Genomic DNA, 21,177 nt, shown 5'->3' with positions numbered 1-21,177 from the left:
TGAGCCGGCCGCCCCCGACCCGGCCGTTCTCACCCACGCGCGGGGCACACCGTCCCCGCCCTGATCAGGCGGGGCCGCCAGAACCCCAATGGCGGCCCCGCCACCGTCCGAGTGCACCATCCCAGTCCCGTCCCAACGGCCACGCACTCCAGCCGCCCGATGCGACCGGGATTCCTTTCCCCCGCTGTACCCACCCCCCTGGAGAACGCTGTGCGATCACTGTTCCGCCGGCGCAGCAGCCTGGCTGCGCTGGCTCTCGCCGCCGGCACCGCACTGTCCGGTGCCGCCCTCGTCCCGTCCGCCTCGGCGGAGACGATCCCGGCCTTCAGCTTCGACAAGTGCCCGGCGCTGCCGTCCGGCGCCGACCCCACCTGGTGGAACTGCAACGTCGCGATCATCACCGGCGGCCAGTTCAAGCTCGGAAGGCTGGACCAGGCGATCACCTCGCCCATCACCCTCACCTACGCGGTCGGCTTCGACCCCGTCACGCTGGAGCAGAAGGTCATCGTCGGCGGCTTCCAGGCCGGCAAGATGCTCGTCAAGCCGGGCATCTTCGGCGACCCCCTCTTCTCCGCCGTGTACGCCAGGCCCGAGTACGCCGGGTTCATGGACCTGCAGAACGGCGACGTCCTGCTGAACCTCAAGGTCAAGGTGATCAACCCGAACCTCGGCCCGTACTGCTACATCGGCTCCAACGGGAACCCGATCAAGCTGCACCTGATCTTCGGCAGCACCCCCGTCGACGTGTCGACGGACCCGCCGGTGTTCAAGGCGACCATGGTCGACAACTCCTTCGCCGTCCCCGGCTCCTCCGGCTGCGGGCTGGCCGGAACCCTCAACTGGGCGGTCAACTCCCAGGCCGGCGTGCCCTCGGCCGCGGGGAACAACACCGCGATCTTCAACCAGTACGTGAGCTACAAGCCGTACACCGACCTCTGACCCAGGTCACCGCCCGCCCGAAGTTCCCGCCCGGAACCGGCCCGGAATCTCACCATGGAGCATCGATGACAGCAACAACCGTGCGGCGCCGCGCAGCGAGGGCGCTGGGCGCGGTGACCGGCGTGATCGCCCTGACCGCGCACGCCGCCGCCCCGGCCTCGGCCGCCCCCGCCCTGCCCGTCCGCGACACCCTGCCCGCGGGGCTCACGTTCGAGGACTGCCCCGCGCTGCCCGCCGGCGCGGACCCGACGTGGTGGAACTGCAACGTCGCGGTGATCGCGGGCGGGAGGCTGCAGATCGGCAAGATCGATCAGACGATCGACAAGGCCCTCCGGCTGACCTACGCGATCGGCTACGACCCCGCGACGCTCGAACAGAAGATGATCGCGGTTCCGCTCAAGGGCGACCCGATCCGCGTCACCGGCGGCATCCTCGGCGTCCCCGGCACCGACGTCCTGCCGATCATGCAGGTCCACGCCAAGCCCGAGCTGGCCGCCGACCCCGAGTTCAACGTCGACGCCAACACCCTCCTCCGGCTCAAGCTCAAGGTCGGCGTGCAGAACTCCCTGGTCGGCGACCAGTGCACCATCGGCACCAAGGACGACCCGGTCACCCTCAACCTGACCATCGGCACCACCAGCCCGCCCCCGCCCAACCAGCCGATCTCCGGTAGCCCGCCCGTCGACGTCTCCACCGACCCGCTGGTGTTCAAGCTGAAGCTCGTCGACAACGCCTTCGCGGTGCCCAAGTCCAGCAGCTGTGGCCCCGGCGGCCTGCTCAACGGCATCGTGGACTGGCGGGCCGGACTGCCCGCCAAGGCCGGCACCAACACCGTGATCTTCGACCAGTACCTGGCCTCCAAGGCCTACACCGACCTACCCGCATAGCCTGCACCTTCGCCGACAGGACCACCTGAAGCGGTCCTTCACGTACCACGCCGGCTCGCCGTCCATCCGGGCGGGGACGGCGAGCCGGCGTCCCTCACGCAAGTCGGCCGCCCGCGGAGAATCTGCAGCACAGATCCTCTCTTCGGTACCTACATCCAGTACGGGGAGACCACGCTCAAGTCGCTGTACCCCAACCACGGACGCTACGTCATGACCCCTCCCCAGGCCCGCCAAGCCGTTCCGCGGAACCCGACTCAGGCACTTTTGGCGTCGCCTGGTTCACGGCACCTTCATGCAGATGTTGGAAAGGTTCTTGGGATCGAACTTCTGGCCGTGCTGCGGGAAGAACCAGGTGAGTGAGCGGTACGCCCGTACGCCATGGCAACTGCCGAGATCGGACGCCACCACCTGGACGGGCTCCATCGTGCCGTCGGCGACGACCTCTGGTGCCCACAGGGCGGTCCCGGTCGCGGTCGCTTGCGGTGCACCCCAGTTGGACCAGTGGACGTTCTCGACGAGCCCCGTCGGGTCGCCGCCGTTGAAGATCTTGGGTGGCATGACCCGCCCGTAGCCCTCCTGGTAGGGGTCGGGGTTGATGCCCAGCACCGGGACGGGGGTCGTCGGCAGCGACGCGGAGGGCGCGGGAGGTTCGGCCCCGCCCGCCGTCCGCATCGCGCGCGGGCTCACGGCGAAATCGCCGAGACCCCGCGCGATCGTGCGCGTGGCGTTCGAGTGCAGCGAACCGAAGATCAATTCAGCGGGTGGTGGGCCGGTGTCCATCCGGCTCTTCTGCCGGCCGAGTCGTACACCGATGTAGGAGTCGGTGGATATCGGTTGGAAGTAGGCGAGCTGCCGTCCGGTGTCGGTCCACTTCCCGCCGTCCAGGCGCCAGATCCGGGTACTGGCGTAGTCGATTCCCTCGCCTTTCTCATTGCATTCGAACCATTTATTGATGGCGGTGTACAGTTTTCCGTCGGCTCCCCAGGCGGCGTCCATGATGTTCCATCTGAGGCTGGAGGCCGGAAGGTACAGCAAACGGTTCTCGCTGGACCGGGGGAACAGCAGCACCATCCGGTCGGACATTCCGCAGGGGCCTCCGTTGGAGGCCGTGGCGAAGGCCGAGACGGAATGGTCGGCGTTCCAGCGCTCCCTGCCCGGCCACTGCTGCGGGATGTTCCCGCCGACCAGTCGCGACTTGCCGTCCGGCGAGATACTGAAAAAGGAGTAATCCTTGCTGCCCTTTTCGAACTTCACCACTATGCCGGTTCCGTCGGAGCCCGCGACACCGCTGCTCGCCCGGATCGCAGTGGCCGCCGGGCCGGAGATCTTGTGCCGGACCGGCGACTGCGCCCCCGGCGCGACCACCAGGATCGACCGGTCCAGAGAGACGGCGACGAGGTCGTCGCCCACGAAGGTGCCGCCGATGCACGGGCAGGGCCAGGAGTTCTCCTTTCCGGTCGTGGTGTCGGCGACGTGGATGACATTGTCGATCGACCAGGTCACGTAGCGGCCGTCCGCGGACCAGGAGAAGTCGCCGCCGGCGGGCGGGTCGGCAGGGTCGTCGGACTTCGGCACGGGGAAGGTCAGGGTCGGACGGCCTCCGCCGGTGATCACGATGCCGTCGCCGTCGGCATACGCCACTGCGGGGAGCGGAGCCGTGTAGGCGGCGTCCCGGCCGGCGGCCGGCGGCCGGGATTTCTCCTGGCCCGCCGAGCATCCGGTGAGGAGGAGAACAGTGCAGACCAGTACCGAGGTCGTTCGTCCACCGCGATTGGGCATGTCACTCCTCATCCGGGCAGAGACTTCGGTATTCGTATCCGCCGTGCACGTACTGCCGCCATTCGGAACGGGTGATGTTCCGTCCTGCCAGCGCGCACATCTGCTGCCGCCATGACAATTTCCTGGTGTGCCAGAACTGCACGCTGTCGATCACCGACTGGCGCTGGGACCTGCGATAGCCGATCGTTGCGAGAATGTCGCCGGGCCCTTCCCAGGCCGGCCGGGTCGGCAGCAGGCCGTCGGGGTCGCGCAGTGGCGGAATGGTGAGGGTCCCGGTCGAGACGTCGTAGACGAGGACGTCGCCGTCCTCCATCGCGACGGCGATGCGTTCTCCATCCGGGGCGATGGCGATGCCCTTGGCCGAGGACCGCAGGGTGATGTCCGGAGTTCCTGGGTGCGCCGCGCCGTCGCCGCCGTAGAAGTGCACCTTGTCATCGCTGCCGAGGACCGCCAGGTAATCTCGTATGGGGGAGAAGCTCATCGCGGAGACGAAGTACTTCACCGGCATCCTGCGCGTCTTCGACGTCTTCATGTCCGTGAAGACCAGGGATTGCCGCCGGCCCCCGTCGCCGCCCTCGTCGGTGGCCGCGAAGACGGCGGTGGCCTTCTCGGGATGCGCGGCGAAGATGTCGCCGGCGCCGGGTGACAGGCCGGCGATCTCGTTCCACGTGCGGGTCGACCAGGCCCGGACATCGCCGTCGCCGTTGCGCGCGACGATGGCGGACAGCCCCGGCAGGTACCGCACCGAGCGGACGAGATCGGGCTGTCCGCCGGGGAAGAGGAACAGCCGCAGCGGTTCACCGGTCCTCGAGTCCCAGACGGCGACCATGCCCTGATAGGAGCCGTCCTTCCAGACCTGCCCGCCGACGATGGCGAGGCGGTCGGTGAGAGCCGCGTCCAGGACGAAGAAGAGCTGGTTCTCCGGCCACCACTGAGGTGAGGGTTTCAGCGTGCGGATCGTCCGATACGTGGTCGCCTTGGTCTCCGGGTCGTAGACATGCCCTTCGGCGGGTTTGATGACGTGGAGCCCGGTGATCCAGTTGCGGCTGTTGAGGCGGTCGGTGACCAGGAGCCGGCCGGAGCCGTCGAATGCGGCGACGGTCGACGCGGGGACCGCCGGCTGGGTGACCCGCCGGTTCCGCGGGTCGAGGAAGGTGATGGTGCCGTCGGGGTGCCCGACCGGCAGCAGCCCTCCCGGGTCCGCGTCGGGGGCGAACACCGTGACCTGACCGCCCACGGGCCTGCCGAGCGGCGCGCGCTTGACGGGCTTCTCGCCCAGCGACACCGGGATCATCCTGGTCCCCTGCGAGGTTCCGATGGCCAGTGCCTCGCCGGAGCCGTCGAAGGCCAGCGCGGTGACCGGGTCGGGCCCGCCGCCGTCCGTCGGCAGCTGCCTGCGTTCGCGGGCGTTCCACAGTTGCACCCCGTGATCGGTGCCGACGGCGAGGATCCCGTCGGGCGACGCGGAGCGGAGCGCGAGAGCCGTGATGGAGCTGCCCAGTTCCGGGAGGCTGAGGAACGGCGTGACCCGGCCGTGGACGGCGTCGACGGCCAGAATTTCACCGGACGCGGTCGCCGCCAGGGCGTTCGCCGTGCGCGGGGCGGTGCGCAGGCTCACGTTGCCCCACACGCCGCCGAGGGCGGTCACCGCGACGAAGGCGGGATCGTCGCCGCCCGCAGTGGCGCCGAGCATGTCCTCTGCGGACCTGGTGAGAAGCCGCTCATGGGTGACCGTGTCCCACACGCGCAGTTCTCCGCTTCCGGCAAGCGCCCAGACCCGGTCCGCGCCCGTGAATCCCAGGCCGACCACCGGATCGGTCGTCGTCGTGCCGACCTGCGCGCCCGGCGGGCCGTCGGCCGCGAGGACGGCCGATTCGGTGAGCCGCTCGGCTCCGTCCGTCCGCCACAGCCGCACACCGCCCTCGCTGTCGGCGGTGACGACCAGCGGAGCGGCTTCGTTGACCTCGATGGCCGTGATGGTGCGGCCGTCGAGCGAGCGTTCGGCGACCCGCCGCCCCTGGGACTCGTCCCAGGCCGAGAGCGTGCCGTCCCGGGTGGCGGCGTAGAGGGTGCCTCCCCCGGCGAGCGCCGTCACCGCGTCATGGTGGGTGTCGACGTTGCGGGCGACGGCGGCGTTGTCCTGCACCACCCGGTACAGCGCGTCCGTCGCGACGGGTGAGCGCGGATCCAGCTGGTAGGCGGCCAGTGCGAGCAGCGGTGGCAGGGACGGATCGACCGCGGCGGCGTCGGCGGCCTCCGACGCCAGTTCCGCCACCGTGCTCGCGAGCCGCTGCCGTTTCGAGTCATTGTTCGCGGCGTTGACGACCATGCCGACGATGAACAGGGCCGCGACGGCCGCGGCGGCGACCGAGCGGATGATCACGGCCCGGACGCTCAGGGCGCGGGCCTTGCGCGCGGCGTCCCGCCAGTCGCCGGCGCCCAGGATCTCCATGTCCGCCGCCGGGGCGTGCCGCTTGGCCGTTCCCACGTCGTCCGACGGGACGATCAGCCGGCCGGTCTCGTCCATGGTGGCGAGCTTGTTCTCATATCCGCTGACCGAGACGAGCGCGCCCGCGTCGTCCAGCGCGCCGGTGATCGCCGTCCCGGAGCGCAGCCGCCGCACCGCCAGCAGGACCCACCACCGTCGCCGCCGCCCGAACTCGTCGAGGACGACGGCGAGCGCGGCGCCCAGCGACCCGCCGGTGATCCGCGGCGGCGTGCCGTTCGTGCCCTCCAGCGACCACAGCACCGTGCCGAGCCGCTTGCGCCCCGCGGCCCGCCAGGCGAGCCGCAGCGCCTCGCCGAAGGCCTCGTCGGCGCAGAAGAACGCCATGTGCTCCGGATGCGGGACGAGCGCGTCCGGCCCCCGGCGCCGGCGCATCCGCAGCCTGGCGGGCGCCTCGACGTTCTTGTGGTGGGAGAACACGACCCGGACGGTATGGACGCGGTGGAATCCGAGGTGGTAGGCGACGCGGCGCGCCCAGAAGACCGCGCGGGCGCGCCGTCCGGTGGCCGGCGGGGCAAGGTGGCGCAGAATCTCCGCACAGGCCGCCGCCGGCCCCGCCGCACCGGTCTCCGCCACGATGCCGTCGAGCTGGCGCAGCCGACGCCCGAGCGGCTCCGCCGCGCGGGTCGCCGACGCCGCCCACCCGTCCGCGGCGCCGGGGCCGGGCGGCGGTGCGGCGCAGGTGTGCGCGATCGCCCCGTACCAGGTCAGTGCGGCGCGCAACTCCGCGTCGCCGGGACGGTCGTCGGCGAGGAGGAGGCCGAGGCCGGCGAGCGCCCGCAGCGCCCCGGCCGCGGCGGCCTCGCCCGCGCGGAAGGGCGGCGGGACGCTCTCGGCGTCCGGCCGGTCCGAGTTGCCCTCGCCGAGTACCTCGTGCAACGGGCACAGCTCCCGGTGCAGCGTTTCGAGATCGCCGACGGCGCACTCTGCGACCAGCCTGCGCACCAGTTCGAGCAGGGGTTGCGCGGGTCCGTAACCGTCGTTGGAGAAGTGGTAAAGGGCACCGCCCCGCAGCAGCTCCCCGCCCGGTTCGCCGTGGATGAGGGCGGCGTAGTCGTCCGGGTTCACGGCAGCTCGCCCAGCACGATGCCGTGCAGCGGATGCTCCGCTCCGAGCCGCACGGCGAACTGCCGCCACAGGTCGCGCGTCAGCGCGTTCCGCTGGACGCGCACCGACCGGCGGACCTCCTCGCGGTCGGCGTGGCGCGCCTCGGCGATGCCGATGGGCGGGCCGTCCAGGTCCGCGCCGACCGAGCCGGCTCGCGGGAACGGAAGTTCGATGAGGCCGGTGAGCCTGCCGAACCGGCGGCGGAGCGGGATGAGGTAGCGGGTCACGCCGTCCCTCGTGTCGATGACGACCCGCACGAACATGATCCCGTAGACGGCGTCGACCCGGCGTGCCTCCTGCTCCGGGAGCGGGGCCTCGACGTTCACGGTCACCTGTCCGTTCGACTGCGCCGTGTGGACGAGGGTGAACGGCGGCCGTGCGGCGTCGCGGGGGACGCGGCGCACGGCGGGCCCGTCGTCGGCCGCGACGGCAGGCGGGTCCACCCGCACGGCGGCGGAGTCGTCGTTGCCGCCCGACAGCCGGAGCTGCGCGCGGGCTGCGGTGTGGCGGAGGAACGGGTCGTGCTTCACCCAGTTCGCGATGAGCGACCCCAGTGCGGACCGGGTGCGTTCCGGCATCCGCGCGGGGTCGAAGGCCAGCAGACGCGAGCAGAGCGCCGTCGCGCCGACGCGGGCGACCGCGTCGTCGGGTTCGCGCAGCCCCTCGTCGAGCTGCTCCAACGCGGCGCTGATCCGTGGGCCGGCGGGTGTGAACCAGTGCCGTAACTCCACGATCGGCCCGGGTTCCGCACCGTCCAGCACGCCCAGCATGTCGTGGACGAGTTCGTCGACGAGCTCCCATGGCAGGAAATGGAAGATCTCCGGTGGCGGATCTCCCTCGTCGGCGAGGCGGGAGAGGAGCAGGTGGCGGACGGCCACATTTTCGGCGGCGAGCACGTGTTCCCCGGAGGCCGGCAGAACGGCGTCGGGCCAGCGGTCCTCCAGGCCGGAGAGTAGCGCCGCGCCCTCGGCGCTGACCGGAATCGGCCGGGCGAGCTCGTCCAGTTCGAGCACGGCCTCGCCCTGCCGCACGAGGCCGAGCACCGGCCCACCGAGACCGGCCGGTATCGCCCGCCGTTCCCACCCGGTGGCGAAGACCCGCAGGTCACGGGCGTCGGCGCGCTCGTCACCGAAGTTGACCTCCAGGAAGCCGGGCCGCTCGGCGGTCCCGTCGGCGGACAGCGGTACGGCGGCGACCCAGGCACTGAGCGGGCGGTGCGCCATCACGGCATCTCCTGTCAAGGCTCGCCGGCCGCGTCCATCCGCTGCGCCGATGGGTACGCTGGCCGCCGATGATCCGGGTCGCTTCGGCCGTTCAGTGAAGCAGCGGCCCGTCGCAGAAATGTCGCAGGGGGCCGGGTTGGGCGATCCACGGCAGGGCAGCGTAGGGGCGGCCGGAGACCTTCTGCACTCCCTGCTGTCGCGCGAGCCGTACCGGGCCCGCTGGGAGCCGTTCCGGCGGCGGACCGCGGCCGCCGACCCGGTCAACCAGGCGGCCGTCGCCCAGGTGCTCGCGCTCTACCTGTGGGAGTCCGGGCAGCGGCCGGAGCGCCAGACGGCGCTCGCCCGGCTGCTGAAGGACCGGATCCACCGGGCGCTGAGCGGCGAGGTGCTGTCGGGGGAGACCCTCACCTGGTTCATCGAGGCGTTCGAGATGAACGCCGACGATGCGGCGCGGCTGCGCGCGACCCGGTCGGGGTCCGCGCCGAATCCGCCGGTGACCGGCACGCTCCGGGGTTCGCAGATCGTCCCGCTCCGGCAGCGGCACCGCACGGTGGCGGTGTTCGAGCGGCGTTGGATCGGCGCCGACGGCAGAGCCTCCGCGCACCGCACCACCCGGGCGATCATGGCCTGTGAGGACGGCGTGGAGAGCTTCCCGTTCCGGCTGCGGCCCGCCGTGAAGCAGGTGACCCGGATCCATGGCGGCCGGCTGAGGGCGACGCACACCTTCGAAGGCAGCGGGCCCGTCCTGGAGATCGCGTTGAACACGCCGCTCCGGGCCGGGCAGGTCACCTCACTCGACTACCAGGTCGCCTTCGAAGGGGACGACCTCGCCTGCGAGTACCGGAGGGTCGCGCACGCCCGCACGGAGAACGTGGACATCGTCGTGCAGTTCCACCCGGAACGGCGCCCGCTGCGGTTGTGGTGGACGGTGTGGGACGACTACCGCGGCGGACACGTCCTCAGCGAGGAGACCGTCGTACTGGACCGGGAGCACAGGGTGCATTGGTTCGTGCCGACGATGGAGAACGCGGCAGCCGGGTTCCGCTGGACGTGGTGACCGCTGCGACGCAGATGCGACAGGCCGGTGGTTGCCTGGCGAGCCCCGGCCGCGGCGATGGGAGCCCCCGATGAGTGAAGCCCGTTCACGTCCACCGCATGGTCCCGTCCTGCGGGGCGACATCGTGGACGATGAGCGAGTGATCGGCTTCGCCTACGTCTCCGACGCCCTCGGCGACCGTCTGCTCGTCGAGGGCGACGAGGATCTGGCCCAGCCGCCCGACCGGCCGCTGCCCTCCGGCGGCGCGGGGGTCGAGCGGCACGGAGAGCCGCCGCTCACGGGCGCCAGGCGGGTCGAGCAGGCGCCCCCGCATGTCCGGATGTCGGTCCTGAGCCGCATCGAGGAGCTCGGCGATGGCGGCAGGGCGATCTGGCGGCTGCTGAGGGCGTTGCAGGCGCAGGGGCACGAGGTGTGGGTGGCCGGCGGGACCGTCCGGGACCTGCTGGCGGACGGTCCCGCCGCGACGGACGGCGACCTGGACTGCACCGGAACCGCCGGTCCCGGCCGGCTGACGGCGCTGCACCGCCGGCAGCGGCGGCGTGACGGTGCCGGGGACTTCGAGCCGAACGTGTCGCCCCGGCTGGTCTGGTCGCTGGCCCCGCCGGGAACGCGCCAGCGGATATTCGAGTACCGGCCGCTGGCCTTGGACGGCTTCCGCTTTCCCGCCTTCGGTGGCGACCTCGTACACGACTCGGCGACCCGGGACCTGACCGTCAACGCGCTCTACTACGACCTCGTCCACGACGAGATCGTCGATCCGCTGGGCGTCGGCCTGGCCCACCTCGACGCGGTTCCCCGCAAGCTCGTCGTCCTGGACCGCGGCAAGGACCCGGTGGTCAGCGCGGGCATCGTGCTGCGCTGCCTGAAGTTCTGGCGGCGCTGGCGCCATGTCGACCTGCTCGCCGTGCAGGACTGGGTCCGGGAGCTGCCGGACGACCTGCCCGCCCTCGTCCCGGAGGCGGGCTGGGGCCTTCTCGGCGCGCTGCGGCAGCGCTGCGGGCTGACCGGGATGGAGCGGGACGCGGAGCTGGCGCTCGCCGGGAACCTGGGCCCGGCGGCGCACGCGCTGGTCCTGGAACTGCAGGAGCGGGCCGCGGGTGTTCCCTGATCTGGGCGAGGCGGAACGGCGGGTCTGGGACGCCTTCCCGGACGGTGCGCTCACGGACCTCACCGGCGCGCAGGTCCGCGATGTGCGAGCCGAGGTGATCGCCGCCCTGCTCCTCGGCGCGCGGGAGCCGGAGCCGGGACGCGCGTCGGCCGTCCGCCTGTGCGGCGCCCGGATCTCCGGGGCGCTGGACCTGTCCGGCGCGGCCGTCGGCCAGCCGCTGTCCGCCGAACACTGCGAGTTCACCGAGCCGGTGCGGCTGGTCGAGGCCGCGACGCGCGGCATCCGGCTGAGGGACTGCTTCCTGCCCGCGCTGGACGGCACCTGTTGGCGGGCCGACGGGATCGTGGATCTCAGCGGCACCGCCGTCCGCGACGGCATATGCCTTGACCACGCCCGCGTGGACGGTGCGCTGACCGCGGCGGGGATCGACCTCGGAGGCGGTCCGTCGGGCGTGGCACTGTCCGCGGACGGGCTGTCGGCGTCGGGCGGCGTCCGGCTGAACGCGCTCCGCGCGTCGGGCGCGGTCAGGCTGCGCGGCGCCCGTGTCGATGGCCTGATCGACTTGACCGACGCCGTGATCGCCGGGCCGCCGTCGGCGGCGCTGGCCCTCGACAGGATCGCCCTCGCCGGCCGGTTGCGGGCACCGGGGCTGGTGGTGACCGGGCGTTTCAGTCTTTTCAACGCCGACATCACGGGCAGCGTCAACATGTCCGGCGCGGTGCTGCGCAATCCGGGCGGTGTCGCCCTTGCCGCGGGCGGTGTGACCGTGCGCGGCGGCCTGTGGTGCGGGGACGGGTTCCGCGCGGAGGGAGAGGTTCGCTTCATCGGGGCCGAACTGCAGGCCAACCTCCACCTCGCGGGCGCGGTGCTGGGCAATCCCGGCGGTGTCGCGGCGAACCTCGACCGGGCTGCGATCGGCGCGATAGAGGCCCGCGGCGTCACCGTGACGGGCGGCCCCATCTCGCTGACCGGGACACGCATCAGTGACCACCTGAACCTGGACGACGCCCGGCTGACGTCCGACGGGCGGGATGTCGTGCTCGTGGCCGAGGGGCCGCGAATCGGCGGGGACGTGCTGCTGCGCAGAGTCACCGCGCAGGGACGGGTCCGCTTCCACAGCTGCACCGTCGGCGGCGGCGTCATGCTGGACGCCGTGCGCCTGCTGGGGCGGGACGGCGTCGTGTTCGTCTTCAGCCGCAGCGACGTGGCCACCGACTTCACGGCGAACGGGCTGACGGCCCGCGGCACGGTCGACCTGTCCGGGACGAGCATCGGTCGGCGGCTGCGGCTGGACGGTGCCCGCATCTCCCACGACGGCGTCCTGCTCGACCTGCACATGCTCAGCGCGGCGGAGTTGAGGCTGCCGCCCGCGGACCCGGCCCGGGGCACGATCTCCCTCGGCCACGCGAGGATCGGGGTGCTCATCGATGACCCGGACCATCCGCCCGCGGCCCTGGACCTCGAAGGGCTGACCTACGAGTCCCTCGAACCGCGCCTACTAGCGCGGGACCGGCTGCGCTGGCTCGCACTGGATCACGGTGAAGGACGATCCCAGCCGTACGAGCAGCTCGCAGCCCACTATGCCCGCGCGGGCCGTCCCGCCGACGCCCGGCGGATCCTGCTCGCCAGGGAACGCCGGCAATGGGCCTCGGCACCGCCGGTGACCCGGCTTTGGGGGCGCGTCCAGGACTACTCGGTGGGCTACGGCTTCCAACCGTGGCGCGCGGCGTTCTGGTTCTGCCTGCTCCTCCTGGTCGGCGGCACGGTGTTCGCGCACTGGCCGCCGGCCCCGCTCAAGCCCGCCGAGGCCCCGCACTTCAACCCGGTCGTCTACAGCCTCGACCTGCTCGTCCCTCTCGTCGATCTCGGCCAGGAACACGCGTTCAATCCGGCGGGGGCGTTCCAGTGGGTGTCCTACGCCCTGATCGCGGCGGGCTGGATACTCGTCACGACCATCGCGGCAGGCGTCGCCCGTACCGTCTCACGCTCTTAGCGTCGGCTCGGGCTCAGACCGCCGGGCCCGGCGTTCGTCGTGATCCACCAGGAGAAGGTCTACGACCCGCACGGGCTGGTCTCCTACGCCCACCGGCATGATGAACTCGGTGCGAGCAGGCCACGGCGAAAACGACCGGCGAGCGGCGCGAAGCCGAACTGTGCGCCCGCTACACCGCCTGGTTCGGCCGCCCATTCGAACGATGGGAGATCCCCCTCGGGTGCATCGTGGGCCAACCCGATCGAGGCTTACGTCGGCCCGCTGCGGCAGTCCAGCCCGGCCAACTAAGTACAGGAGAAGGACGGCGGCGGAAGGCGACTCAGGAGGCGAACGGCTCGATCTCTCCCGCAAAGACGATGACCTGGTCGATGAGGCTCCGCCGCAGATGGACGACATCCGTTCCCGCCAGGCGGGGACCTCCATCCGGCGTGGTGAAGGCCCACTGGTAGCGGGCCCACTCGTCAGGCATGTCCACCGCTGAGCAGCGCACCATCGTGCCGGGCCCCGCCGGGTGGTTCCGGATGTCCAGCACGAACCGCTCGACCGCCGCGATTCCTTCACTGCGGCCCAACGGCCCCCAGAAGACCACGTCCGAGGTAAGGGCCTGGGAGAGCAGGGCAGACGTATAGCTGTCGGACGAGGCGTTAAAAGCGGAGAGGAACGTGTCGATCGCGGAGCGTGCCGCCTCTTCCTGCATGCCCCAGTAATACCAGCCGTTGCGCGGGCGCTCGTCCCGCGAACCGCCTTCCGATCACGGTGGACCATCCCGGTCACAGCACTTGGTAGGCGGGGAGGGGGAGGTGGCGGTCGAGGAGGAAGGCGCGGAGGACAGCGGTGTAGATGGCCGGCTGGTCGCCGGCTATGGCGTGCCCGGCGCCTTCGACCATGACGAGCGTCGAGTCGGGAAGCGTTCGGCGGTAGTCGTAGGTCGCCGCCCATTTCACGTAGTCGCATGTGCCGCGCATGATCAGTGCAGGGACTCGGACGCGGCGCAGTGCGGGGCGGGGATCCGGGACGGCGCGGAAGTCCTCGCTGGTGATCTGGTTGACGTAGAAGCCCTGCCGGTTCCCGTGGGGCGTTCTCGGCGGCGCGCCGGGGCAGGAAGAGGCGTCCTTCACCACGACGCCCAGTTCGTGGAAGCGCTCGTCGGCCTCGCGGTCGCCGAGCAGGGCGTGGGCGGCGTTGGGGTTGATGTTCAGGAGGAGGGACGCGGCGAGCAGCCGCGGGGAGGACGTCAACGCGTCGTAGCGTTTCTTCTGCGACGGCGTGAGCCGTGCCCAGGGATCGGCATCGCCGCCTGGCAGGGCGGGCAGCCAGAGGGCGCCGGGCGAGGTGAAGACGACCTTGGCGACGTGATCGGGGTGGGCCGCGAGGTACTGCGCGGCGAGGGAGCCGCCCCAGGACTGCCCGACGATAATGATCTTGTCGGCGCCGATGACGCCGCGGATCGCCTCCAGATCTGCGACGTGGCGCGCCACCGTGTACCCGGTGACGTCGGACAGGCGCGTGGACCGGCCGGCGCCGAGCTGGTCGTAGGCGTACACGTCGAAGCCGTTCGCGGCGAGCGCGGCGCCTCCCACGGGTATCCCCTCACCGGGGGTACCGGGGCCTCCATGGAGGAAGACCACGGGTGTCGTCCTGGGCTTGCCATTGGCCGGCGCGTGGACGTAGGCGATCCGGGAACCCGTCGGCAGGGTCCAGAACCGGACGCCGGGGGGAACCGCGGCGGCCGGGGGGACGGGCAAGGGCCGGAAGACGGTGATCGAGGCGGCCGCGGCGACGGCGGCGGCGAGGCCGGCGCCGAGGAGCAGCGCGGCTGCCTGCCTGCGGCGCGCACCGAGCAGGGCGAAAGCGGGGAGGCCGTGCAGGATGCCGACACCTGCCACGACGAGCAGCCCCGTGACCGCGAGGAGTGGAATGCGGGCCGTGACGGCCGCGAGGCCGAAGAAGCCGGCGGCGCCGGCGAGCGGGGCGGCCAGCGCGGCGGCGGAGAGCACGAGGGCACCGGACAGCCGACGCAGGGCGGTATGTGACATGCGGGTCACGTTAGAAGCGAGGAGAGTCCGATCCCTGGCACCTCGGGCCCGATTCCAGGAGGCCGGAATCCCGTCGCACGGGGGGCGCCGCCCCGCCGTTCGGCGGATGGGCGACCCGTCACCACCGACCGGGACGCGATGGCGGCATGTGTCAGCGGACGCCGGGACGGACGAGGCCGCTCTCGTAGGCGAAGATCGTCGCCTGCACCCGGTCGCGGACGGCGAGTTTCCGCAGCACCGCCGCGACGTGGTCCTTCACGGTCGCCGCGCCGATGCCGAGTTCGGCGGCGACCTCCGCGTTGGTCAGGCCGCGCGCCACCCGGCGGAGCACCTCCGTCTCGCGGGGGGTGAGCGCCGCGAGCCGTTCGGCCTCGGCCGGGCCGGGGCCTCCGGCGAACCGGCCGATCAGCCGTCCGGTGACGGCCGGGTCGAGCAGCGCGTCGCCCCGCGCGGCCAGCCGCACCGCGTCGATCACCCGCTCCGGGTCGGCGTCCTTCAGCAGGAAGCCCGAAGCGCCCGCGCGCAGGGCGGCGAACACGTACTCGTCGAGATCGAACGTCGTCAGCACGACCACGCGGGTCGAGGGGACGTCGGCGGTGATCCTCGCCGTCGCGGCGAGCCCGCCCGCGCCGGGCATGCGGACGTCCATGAGCACGACGTCGGGACGGAGCGAGGCCGCGAGGGCCACGGCCGTGTCGCCGTCGCCCGCCTGGCCGGCCACGGTCAGGTCGGGTTCGGCGCCGACCATGGCGGCGATCCCGGCGCGCACCACGGCCTGGTCGTCGGCGATCACCACGCGGATCACGAGGGCACCGCCGGGACCGCTGCCGGGAAGCCCGCACCGGTCGTCTCGATCAAGGGCTGGACACCTCCGGCAGCCATCCGCGCGCCACGCCGTCGTCGGCGATCGTCAGCGTACCGCCGCAGGCGTCCGTCAGCGTGCGCAGGCGCCGCTCCGCCGCTGCACCGCCGGGCGCCCCGGGAGCCCGCCCGGACACCGTGAGGCCACGGCCGGAGAACGCGACCGTGATCGCGTCCCCGCCGGCGAGCAGATCCCGCGCCACCTGGTACGCCGCGACCTCCAGGGCGGGCGGTAGCGGCCGGCGCTCACCGGCGAACCGGACGGCGGCGCCGCGCCGCGCCGCCAGGGCGGCGATGCCGTCGACGGTCGGCGGCGGGTCGCCTCCGTCGTCGCGTGCCCGCAGCTCGCGGAGCAGCTCCCGGAGCGCGGCCAGCCCTGCTTTGGCCTCGGCGAGGACGCGGTCGAGACGGCCGGCGTCGGCTTCGTCGGCCACGGCCCGGGCGTGCCGGCGCGCGGTGCGGCGCAGCCCGTCGGCGATCCGCCGGCGCTCGGCCTCGGCGGCCGCGGAGACCTCCCGGGCGAGCCGGTCGCGGTCCCGCGCGGTGATCGCGTCCTGCCGTCGCCGGCGTGCGGCGGTGCGTGCACCGAGCGACCAGGACGCCAGGCACGGGACCGCGAGCGCCGCGGTGAGGGCCGCCCAAGCGGCCGCACGGTTCCCTGTGATGCCGTGCCCACTGGCGAGGGCAGCCCCGCCCACGGCAGCGACGGCGAGGGGCACCGGCCAGGTCCGCCCGCCTTGGGGGAAGGCGGCGACCGCGTAGACCAGCGCCAGTTCGACCCACCAGTACCAGAGGAGCACATCGCTGAGGGGCGGGCCGGGCCAGCCGGCCAGGTCGAGCCCGACCCACACCAGGAGCGTCGCGAGGACGATGGTCAGCGCGCCACGCGGCGCGCGCCTCCGCCACCAGAGCGGAAACGCGTGCACGGTGAACAGCGCCGCCAGCGCGGCGCCGACGAGCGGCGAGGAGAAGGGGTCTGGGTCATCTCCCGGCGGCAGCTCGGCCCCCAGGGACAGCGCGACCGCCAGCACGACCAGCACCGCGTCCAGCGCGGCCGGGCCCCGCCAGCCGCCCGGGCCCTTCAGGAAGGCCACAAGCGTGGCAGCACGCGACCGTCCGGGCCGCTGCCGCGGGGAGGTCGAGAGCACATCGTGCGGACCGCCGTTCCGGTGCTGCCGGACGGTCCCGGGCGCGGGCGCTGCGGTGAGAGGGAACTCGGCGTGCACCTTCCATCCGGTGCCGTCGGGGCCCGCGGAGAACGAACCGCCGAGGGACCGCGTGGCCGAGCGCAGTCCGGCCAAGCCGTGGCCGGTGCCGAGGCCGGGCGCCAGGGGAGGGCCGCCCCCGTCGGTGACCGTGACGGTGAGCGTGGCAGCGGTTCCCTCGACGGTGACACGGCGAGCGCCCGAGGCGTACCTGAGGGCGTTCGTCAGCGCCTCGCGCACCACTCGGTGGGCCGCCGCGACGACGTCCGGCGGCGCGGCGGTGGCCGTACGCAGATAGTCGACGGACGCGTGTTCGGCGACCAGCGCGTCGATGTCGTCGAGAGACACGGTCCCGGCGGCCTCGATGAGGCGGTCCAGCTCCGCCAGGGCCTGCCGAGCCGCGCTCGCGGCATGACGCGTCGCCTCCGCGGCCAAGTCGGGATCGGCGAGGCGGGTCGCGGCGGCGGCCGACACCACGATGCCGGTGAGCCGGTGCGCCGCCACGTCGTGCAGCTCGGCGGTCAGCCGCTCCCGCTCGGCCTCGGCGGCGAACCGCGGCACCGCGGCCGCGCCGGCACGGTAGGCGGCGAGCGCCGACCGGTCCGCCCGCCTGCGCCGCCGCGACCTGCCCAGGACCCAGACCATCGCGGCACCGCCCGCCGCCAGCAGCCCCGCCCCCGCCGCGGTCCTGGGAGCCGCACCTGCGGCGGCGACCGCCACGGCGGCCGCCACCGAAGTCACGGCGGCTCCTGCCGCGGCCAGCCCGGCCGTACGGTGCACGGCCAGCGAATACAGCACGACCACCAGCGCGAACGGCCACACCACGGATGCTCCGCCGGTGCCGACGGCCAAGAAGGCCGCCGTCAGCGCCCCGCCGAGGGCCCACACGGGCACGGTCCGGCGCACGGCCACCGCTCCGGCGGCGACGCACATGCCGAGCACTGCGAACACGGCCTTCGCGGCCCCGCCGACGATGCCCGCAGATCCCAGGGCGAGGACGTGTTCGAGCGCAGACGACACGTCAGGGGCCGCCCACACGAGCAACTGCGCGACGATGACGGCCGCCGCCGGGAGCAGGTCCCACCAACCTGGCCACGGCGGGTGTGCAACTTCGGCGACGGCAGAGGTCCGCCGTGCCCTCTTCACGATCCAAACCCTACTTTCCGCCGCCATGCGCCCTGCGCCTGGAGCAACGCGGTAAACACAGCCGGCCCTGATGACCAAGCAGCTTGTCTAAGCCGGCGCGTCGCCGGCCTCCTCGTTCTCCTCTACGCCCAATGGCTCGGCGATCAGCCGCCTGACCATCGGCCACATCCACCCCGGCGACGGCCAAGTACAGATCCACCTGGGCGACGAGCCGATCGCGCTGCCCGAACCACTGGCCGACCTCGTGCCGGCACTCATGGTGCGGGAGGGAACGCTGCACGCGCCGCCGTCAGCGCGCGCTCGGCGGGCAAAGATCCGTTGAACACTCGCTTGTGCGCCACGTTGCCGGGTAGGACGCGGCCGACCGGAAGGGGAGAGGTCGCCGGTAACACGTCACCTGGTGGTCTTGCGGAGGATCGCAACCGATCGACGGTCGTGCGCCGATAGACGGACCAACCGGCGATGAGGGAGAACAGAGGCCAGTCGATGACGCTGACCGCGAGCTACGAGTACTGCCGCCGCCTCAACGCCCGCCACGGGCGCTCCTTCTACCTCGCCACCCTGCTGCTGCCCGCGTGGAAGCGCAGGCATGTGCACGCGCTTTACGGTTTCGCCCGCCACGTCGACGACATCGTCGACGAGTGCGGGACCGCCGCACCGGACGGCCGGGTCGCGGCGCTCGACGCGGTGACCGCCAGGCTGAACGGCTGCCTGGCCGGTGAACCGATAAGGGATCCGGTCCTGCCGGCCTTCGTGCACACGGTGCGTTCGTTCGCCGTCGAGCAGGCCGACATAGACGCGTTCCTGCGGTCGATGCGCACCGACCTGTCCGTCACCCGGTACGGCACCTATGAGGACCTGCTGACGTACATGGAGGGCTCGGCGGCCGCCATCGGGCTGATGATGCTTCCCGTCCTGGAGACGGTGCCGGGCGCCGAGCGGGCGGCGCGGGAGCCCGCCCGCGAGCTGGGGCGGGCTTTCCAGCTGACGAACTTCCTCCGGGACGTCGCCGAGGACTTGGCTCGCGGGAGGGTCTACCTGCCGAAGGAGGACCTGGCCGAGTTCGGGGTCACCGAGGAGGACCTCGCCGCCGCCTCGAGCAGCCGTGCCCTGCGCGACCTGGTGGCGTTCGAGGCGGTCCGCGCCCGCGCCCACTACCGCCGCGCCCTCGACGGTGTGGAGTTGCTCGTGCCGTCGTCCCGCCCGTGCATCCGGGCTGCGTGCGAGCTGTACGGCGGCATCCTGCGGCAGATCGCCGAGGTGGGCCACGACGTGCTGGCGGCGCGTGCGCGGGTGCCGTGCCGCCGGCGAGCGGTGATCTTCGCGCGGCACCTGCTGGCCGCGTCCGCCGCCGGCCGCGCCGAGCGCCGCGTACCGTCCGGGGCGGCCTGACATGGCCGGTGAGCGAGCGGACGGGGTGCCCCCCGTGGTGCTGGACGCGATGGGCGGCGACCACGGGCCCGCCGAGACGGTGCCCGGAGCACTGTCGGCGTGCCGCGAGCACGGAGTGCCGGTGACCCTCGTGGGCCGGGCAGAGGACCTGCACCGCGAACTCCGGCGGCACGGCGGCCTGGGCGAGGTCGGCGTGGTGCACGCGGACGGCGTCGTGCCCATGACCGAGAGCGGTGCGGGAGCGGTCGCCCAGCGGTCGTCCAGCCTGATGGCCGGATGCGAGCTGGCGCGTCGAACGGGCGGCCCGTTCGTCTCGGCCGGATCGAGCGGTGCGGTGGTGACGTGCGCGGTCCGCGCGTTCGGTAGACGGGAGGGCGTGGTGCGTCCGGCGCTGGCGGTGGCGTTGCCGACGCTCACCGGTTCGACCGTGCTGATCGACGCCGGGGGGACCACCGACCCGACGCCGGAGATGCTGGCGGGGTTCGCGCTGCTGGGCGCGTCGTACGCGCGAGCCGTCCTCGGCGTGGCCGACCCGTCGGCCGGGTTGCTGTCCATCGGCACCGAGCCGGGCAAGGGCAACCGGCTCGTCCGGGAGGCCGCCGGCCGGCTGGCGCAGTTGCCCGTCCGGTTCCACGGCAACGTCGAGGGCCACGACGTGCTCGCCGGGTTCGTCGACGTCCTCGTGACGGACGGTTTCACCGGCAACGTCGTGCTGAAGAACATCGAGGGCTGCGTCCGCACCACCGTGGAACTGGTCGCACGCGCCGGCATCGCGCCGCCGGAGCGGCTGGCCGAGGTCGCGCGCCCGTACACCGCCGACACTCACGGCGGTGCGGCGCTGCTCGGGCTGAACGGGACGGTCGTCGTGGCGCACGGCTCGTCGGCCGCCGCCGCGATCGCGCGGGCGTGCGTGGTGGCGTCCGACCTGGCCGCCGGATCACCACCGGTGAGCGACCGCGGCGTGAGGACGGCGAGGGCGTCATCAGCGCGCTGACCGTCGGCGAGTCCCGAAGGCGAAGTGGGGGATCCATGCGTGGTGTTCCGGCCGCGAGGTCCGCGAGGCCCGTGCGGGGCGGACGAAGCTCGACCGGTCCGGTGATCGCGGGCGCCGGCTGCCTGGCGGGGATGGTCGCGGCACAGGTGGCGTCCGGGCTGAGCGCGGACCCCGTGCGGCTGACCGGTCCGGTGGTCGGTCTGATGGCCGCGGGAGCCGCGTGCTTCGTGGCGTCGCGGCGGGGACCTCGGCGTGCGGCCGGGGCCGCGGGCGCGGCGGCGGCGATCGGTTACGCGGCGGAGTGGACCGGTGTGCGGACGGGTGTCCCGTTCGGGAGGTACACCTATACGCCGATACTGCGCCCGCAGGTGGGCGGTGTCCCGGTGGCGGTCGCGGTGGCGTGGGCGGGCATGGGCGCGGCGTCGCACGCGGTCGCGGCCACGCTCGTCCCGGTGGAGCGGACGTGCACGCGCATCGCCGTGGGAGCCGCGGCGCTGACGGCGTGGGATCTGTTCCTTGATCCGCAGATGCTGCGCCAGGACCTGTGGAGATGGGTGGACGGCGGGGCGTACCGGGGCGTGCCGGTCAGCAACTACGCCGGGTGGCTCGGAGTGTCGGCGCTGCTGATGGGCGTGCTGGAGCCCATCGCGGGGTGGGAGCGCGACGCCTCCGGATGGCTGGTGGCGCTGTACGGGGTGATGGCGGGCATGGAGACCTTGGGGTTCGCGGCGGTGTTCGATCCGCCCGACCGGCTCGTCGCGCTCGCCGGCGGGTCGGCGATGGGGATGTTCGCGGTTCCGGCCGCGGTGGCGGCGTTCCGGCGCCGGCCGGGGCGGGGGCCCCCCCCCCCCCACCGCGGCCCCGCCACCGGGTTTGGGCGGCGCAAAATGGGGCGGAGCCCCCCCCCGGGGGGGGCACCACCCGGCGGGGGGGGGGGGCCCACC

General features: G+C 72.9%; 15 protein-coding genes. 8 read left to right on the top strand and 7 right to left on the bottom strand.

The window, feature by feature from the left end; all coding sequences use genetic code 11:
- The first annotated feature begins 210 nt into the window (after positions 1 to 210).
- Both AB0K34_RS36050 and AB0K34_RS36045 read left to right on the top strand, forming a co-directional pair.
- Positions 211 to 939, top strand: coding sequence for a hypothetical protein (locus AB0K34_RS36050; protein WP_301177199.1), 729 nt, complete (start codon positions 211 to 213; stop codon positions 937 to 939).
- A 65-nt stretch (positions 940 to 1,004) separates the two neighbouring features.
- Entirely contained in the window at positions 1,005 to 1,826 is an 822-nt protein-coding gene (locus AB0K34_RS36045; protein WP_301177200.1) for a hypothetical protein, read from the top strand.
- Between the two features lie 279 nt (positions 1,827 to 2,105).
- Here the strand turns inward: AB0K34_RS36045 and AB0K34_RS36040 are convergent, their stop codons facing one another.
- The 3 genes from AB0K34_RS36040 to AB0K34_RS36030 form a co-directional block, all read right to left on the bottom strand.
- Positions 2,106 to 3,467, bottom strand: coding sequence for a hypothetical protein (locus AB0K34_RS36040; protein ID WP_138638378.1), 1,362 nt, complete (start codon positions 3,465 to 3,467; stop codon positions 2,106 to 2,108).
- Between the two features lie 139 nt (positions 3,468 to 3,606).
- Positions 3,607 to 7,179, bottom strand: a complete 3,573-nt coding sequence (locus AB0K34_RS36035; protein ID WP_138638379.1) for a WD40 repeat domain-containing protein — start codon at positions 7,177 to 7,179, stop codon at positions 3,607 to 3,609.
- Entirely contained in the window at positions 7,176 to 8,441 is a 1,266-nt protein-coding gene (locus AB0K34_RS36030) for a hypothetical protein (RefSeq protein WP_138638380.1), read from the bottom strand. The genes AB0K34_RS36035 and AB0K34_RS36030 overlap by 4 nt, the downstream gene beginning before the upstream one ends.
- Positions 8,442 to 8,577: 136 nt before the next feature.
- Here AB0K34_RS36030 and AB0K34_RS36025 point away from each other — a divergent pair, with 136 nt between their 5' ends.
- From AB0K34_RS36025 to AB0K34_RS36015, 3 genes are all read left to right on the top strand, one after another.
- On the top strand, positions 8,578 to 9,498 hold the full coding sequence (locus AB0K34_RS36025) for a hypothetical protein (protein ID WP_138638381.1): 921 nt from the start codon (positions 8,578 to 8,580) through the stop codon (positions 9,496 to 9,498).
- A 124-nt stretch (positions 9,499 to 9,622) separates the two neighbouring features.
- Positions 9,623 to 10,606, top strand: coding sequence for a hypothetical protein (locus tag AB0K34_RS36020; RefSeq protein ID WP_138638382.1), 984 nt, complete (start codon positions 9,623 to 9,625; stop codon positions 10,604 to 10,606).
- On the top strand, positions 10,596 to 12,599 hold the full coding sequence (locus tag AB0K34_RS36015; protein ID WP_364553319.1) for a hypothetical protein: 2,004 nt from the start codon (positions 10,596 to 10,598) through the stop codon (positions 12,597 to 12,599). Before AB0K34_RS36020 ends, AB0K34_RS36015 begins: the two co-directional genes overlap by 11 nt.
- Before the next feature lie 319 nt (positions 12,600 to 12,918).
- On the opposite strand, the gene AB0K34_RS36010 is transcribed toward AB0K34_RS36015, so the two are convergent.
- The 4 genes from AB0K34_RS36010 to AB0K34_RS35995 all read right to left on the bottom strand — a co-directional run bounded on the left by AB0K34_RS36010 (position 12,919) and on the right by AB0K34_RS35995 (position 17,847).
- Entirely contained in the window at positions 12,919 to 13,296 is a 378-nt protein-coding gene (locus AB0K34_RS36010) for a nuclear transport factor 2 family protein (protein WP_364553318.1), read from the bottom strand.
- A 73-nt stretch (positions 13,297 to 13,369) separates the two neighbouring features.
- Complete coding sequence (locus AB0K34_RS36005; RefSeq protein ID WP_364553316.1) at positions 13,370 to 14,635, bottom strand: alpha/beta hydrolase; 1,266 nt, start codon at positions 14,633 to 14,635, stop codon at positions 13,370 to 13,372.
- A gap of 151 nt (positions 14,636 to 14,786) precedes the next feature.
- Complete coding sequence (locus AB0K34_RS36000; RefSeq protein ID WP_364553315.1) at positions 14,787 to 15,440, bottom strand: response regulator transcription factor; 654 nt, start codon at positions 15,438 to 15,440, stop codon at positions 14,787 to 14,789.
- 49 nt (positions 15,441 to 15,489) lie between these two features.
- Positions 15,490 to 17,847: a histidine kinase gene (locus tag AB0K34_RS35995; RefSeq protein WP_364553314.1), complete on the bottom strand. Its 2,358-nt coding sequence runs from the start codon at positions 17,845 to 17,847 to the stop codon at positions 15,490 to 15,492.
- A 462-nt stretch (positions 17,848 to 18,309) separates the two neighbouring features.
- Between AB0K34_RS35995 and AB0K34_RS35990 the strand changes: the two genes are divergently transcribed.
- The 3 genes from AB0K34_RS35990 to AB0K34_RS35980 all read left to right on the top strand — a co-directional run.
- On the top strand, positions 18,310 to 19,239 hold the full coding sequence (locus tag AB0K34_RS35990) for a phytoene/squalene synthase family protein (protein ID WP_240808012.1): 930 nt from the start codon (positions 18,310 to 18,312) through the stop codon (positions 19,237 to 19,239).
- A gap of 1 nt (position 19,240) precedes the next feature.
- Positions 19,241 to 20,233, top strand: a complete 993-nt coding sequence (locus AB0K34_RS35985; RefSeq protein ID WP_138638384.1) for a phosphate acyltransferase PlsX — start codon at positions 19,241 to 19,243, stop codon at positions 20,231 to 20,233.
- A 101-nt stretch (positions 20,234 to 20,334) separates the two neighbouring features.
- Positions 20,335 to 21,177: carotenoid biosynthesis protein (locus tag AB0K34_RS35980; protein ID WP_364553313.1), on the top strand; the 843-nt coding region annotated here is incomplete at its 3' end.

Origin of the sequence: Actinomadura sp. NPDC049382 (assembly GCF_040677125.1) — a bacterium.
GTDB lineage: Bacteria > Actinomycetota > Actinomycetes > Streptosporangiales > Streptosporangiaceae > Spirillospora > Spirillospora geliboluensis.
Note: the sequence above shows the minus strand (reverse complement) of the source record. Positions and strands in the feature narration are given on the sequence as shown.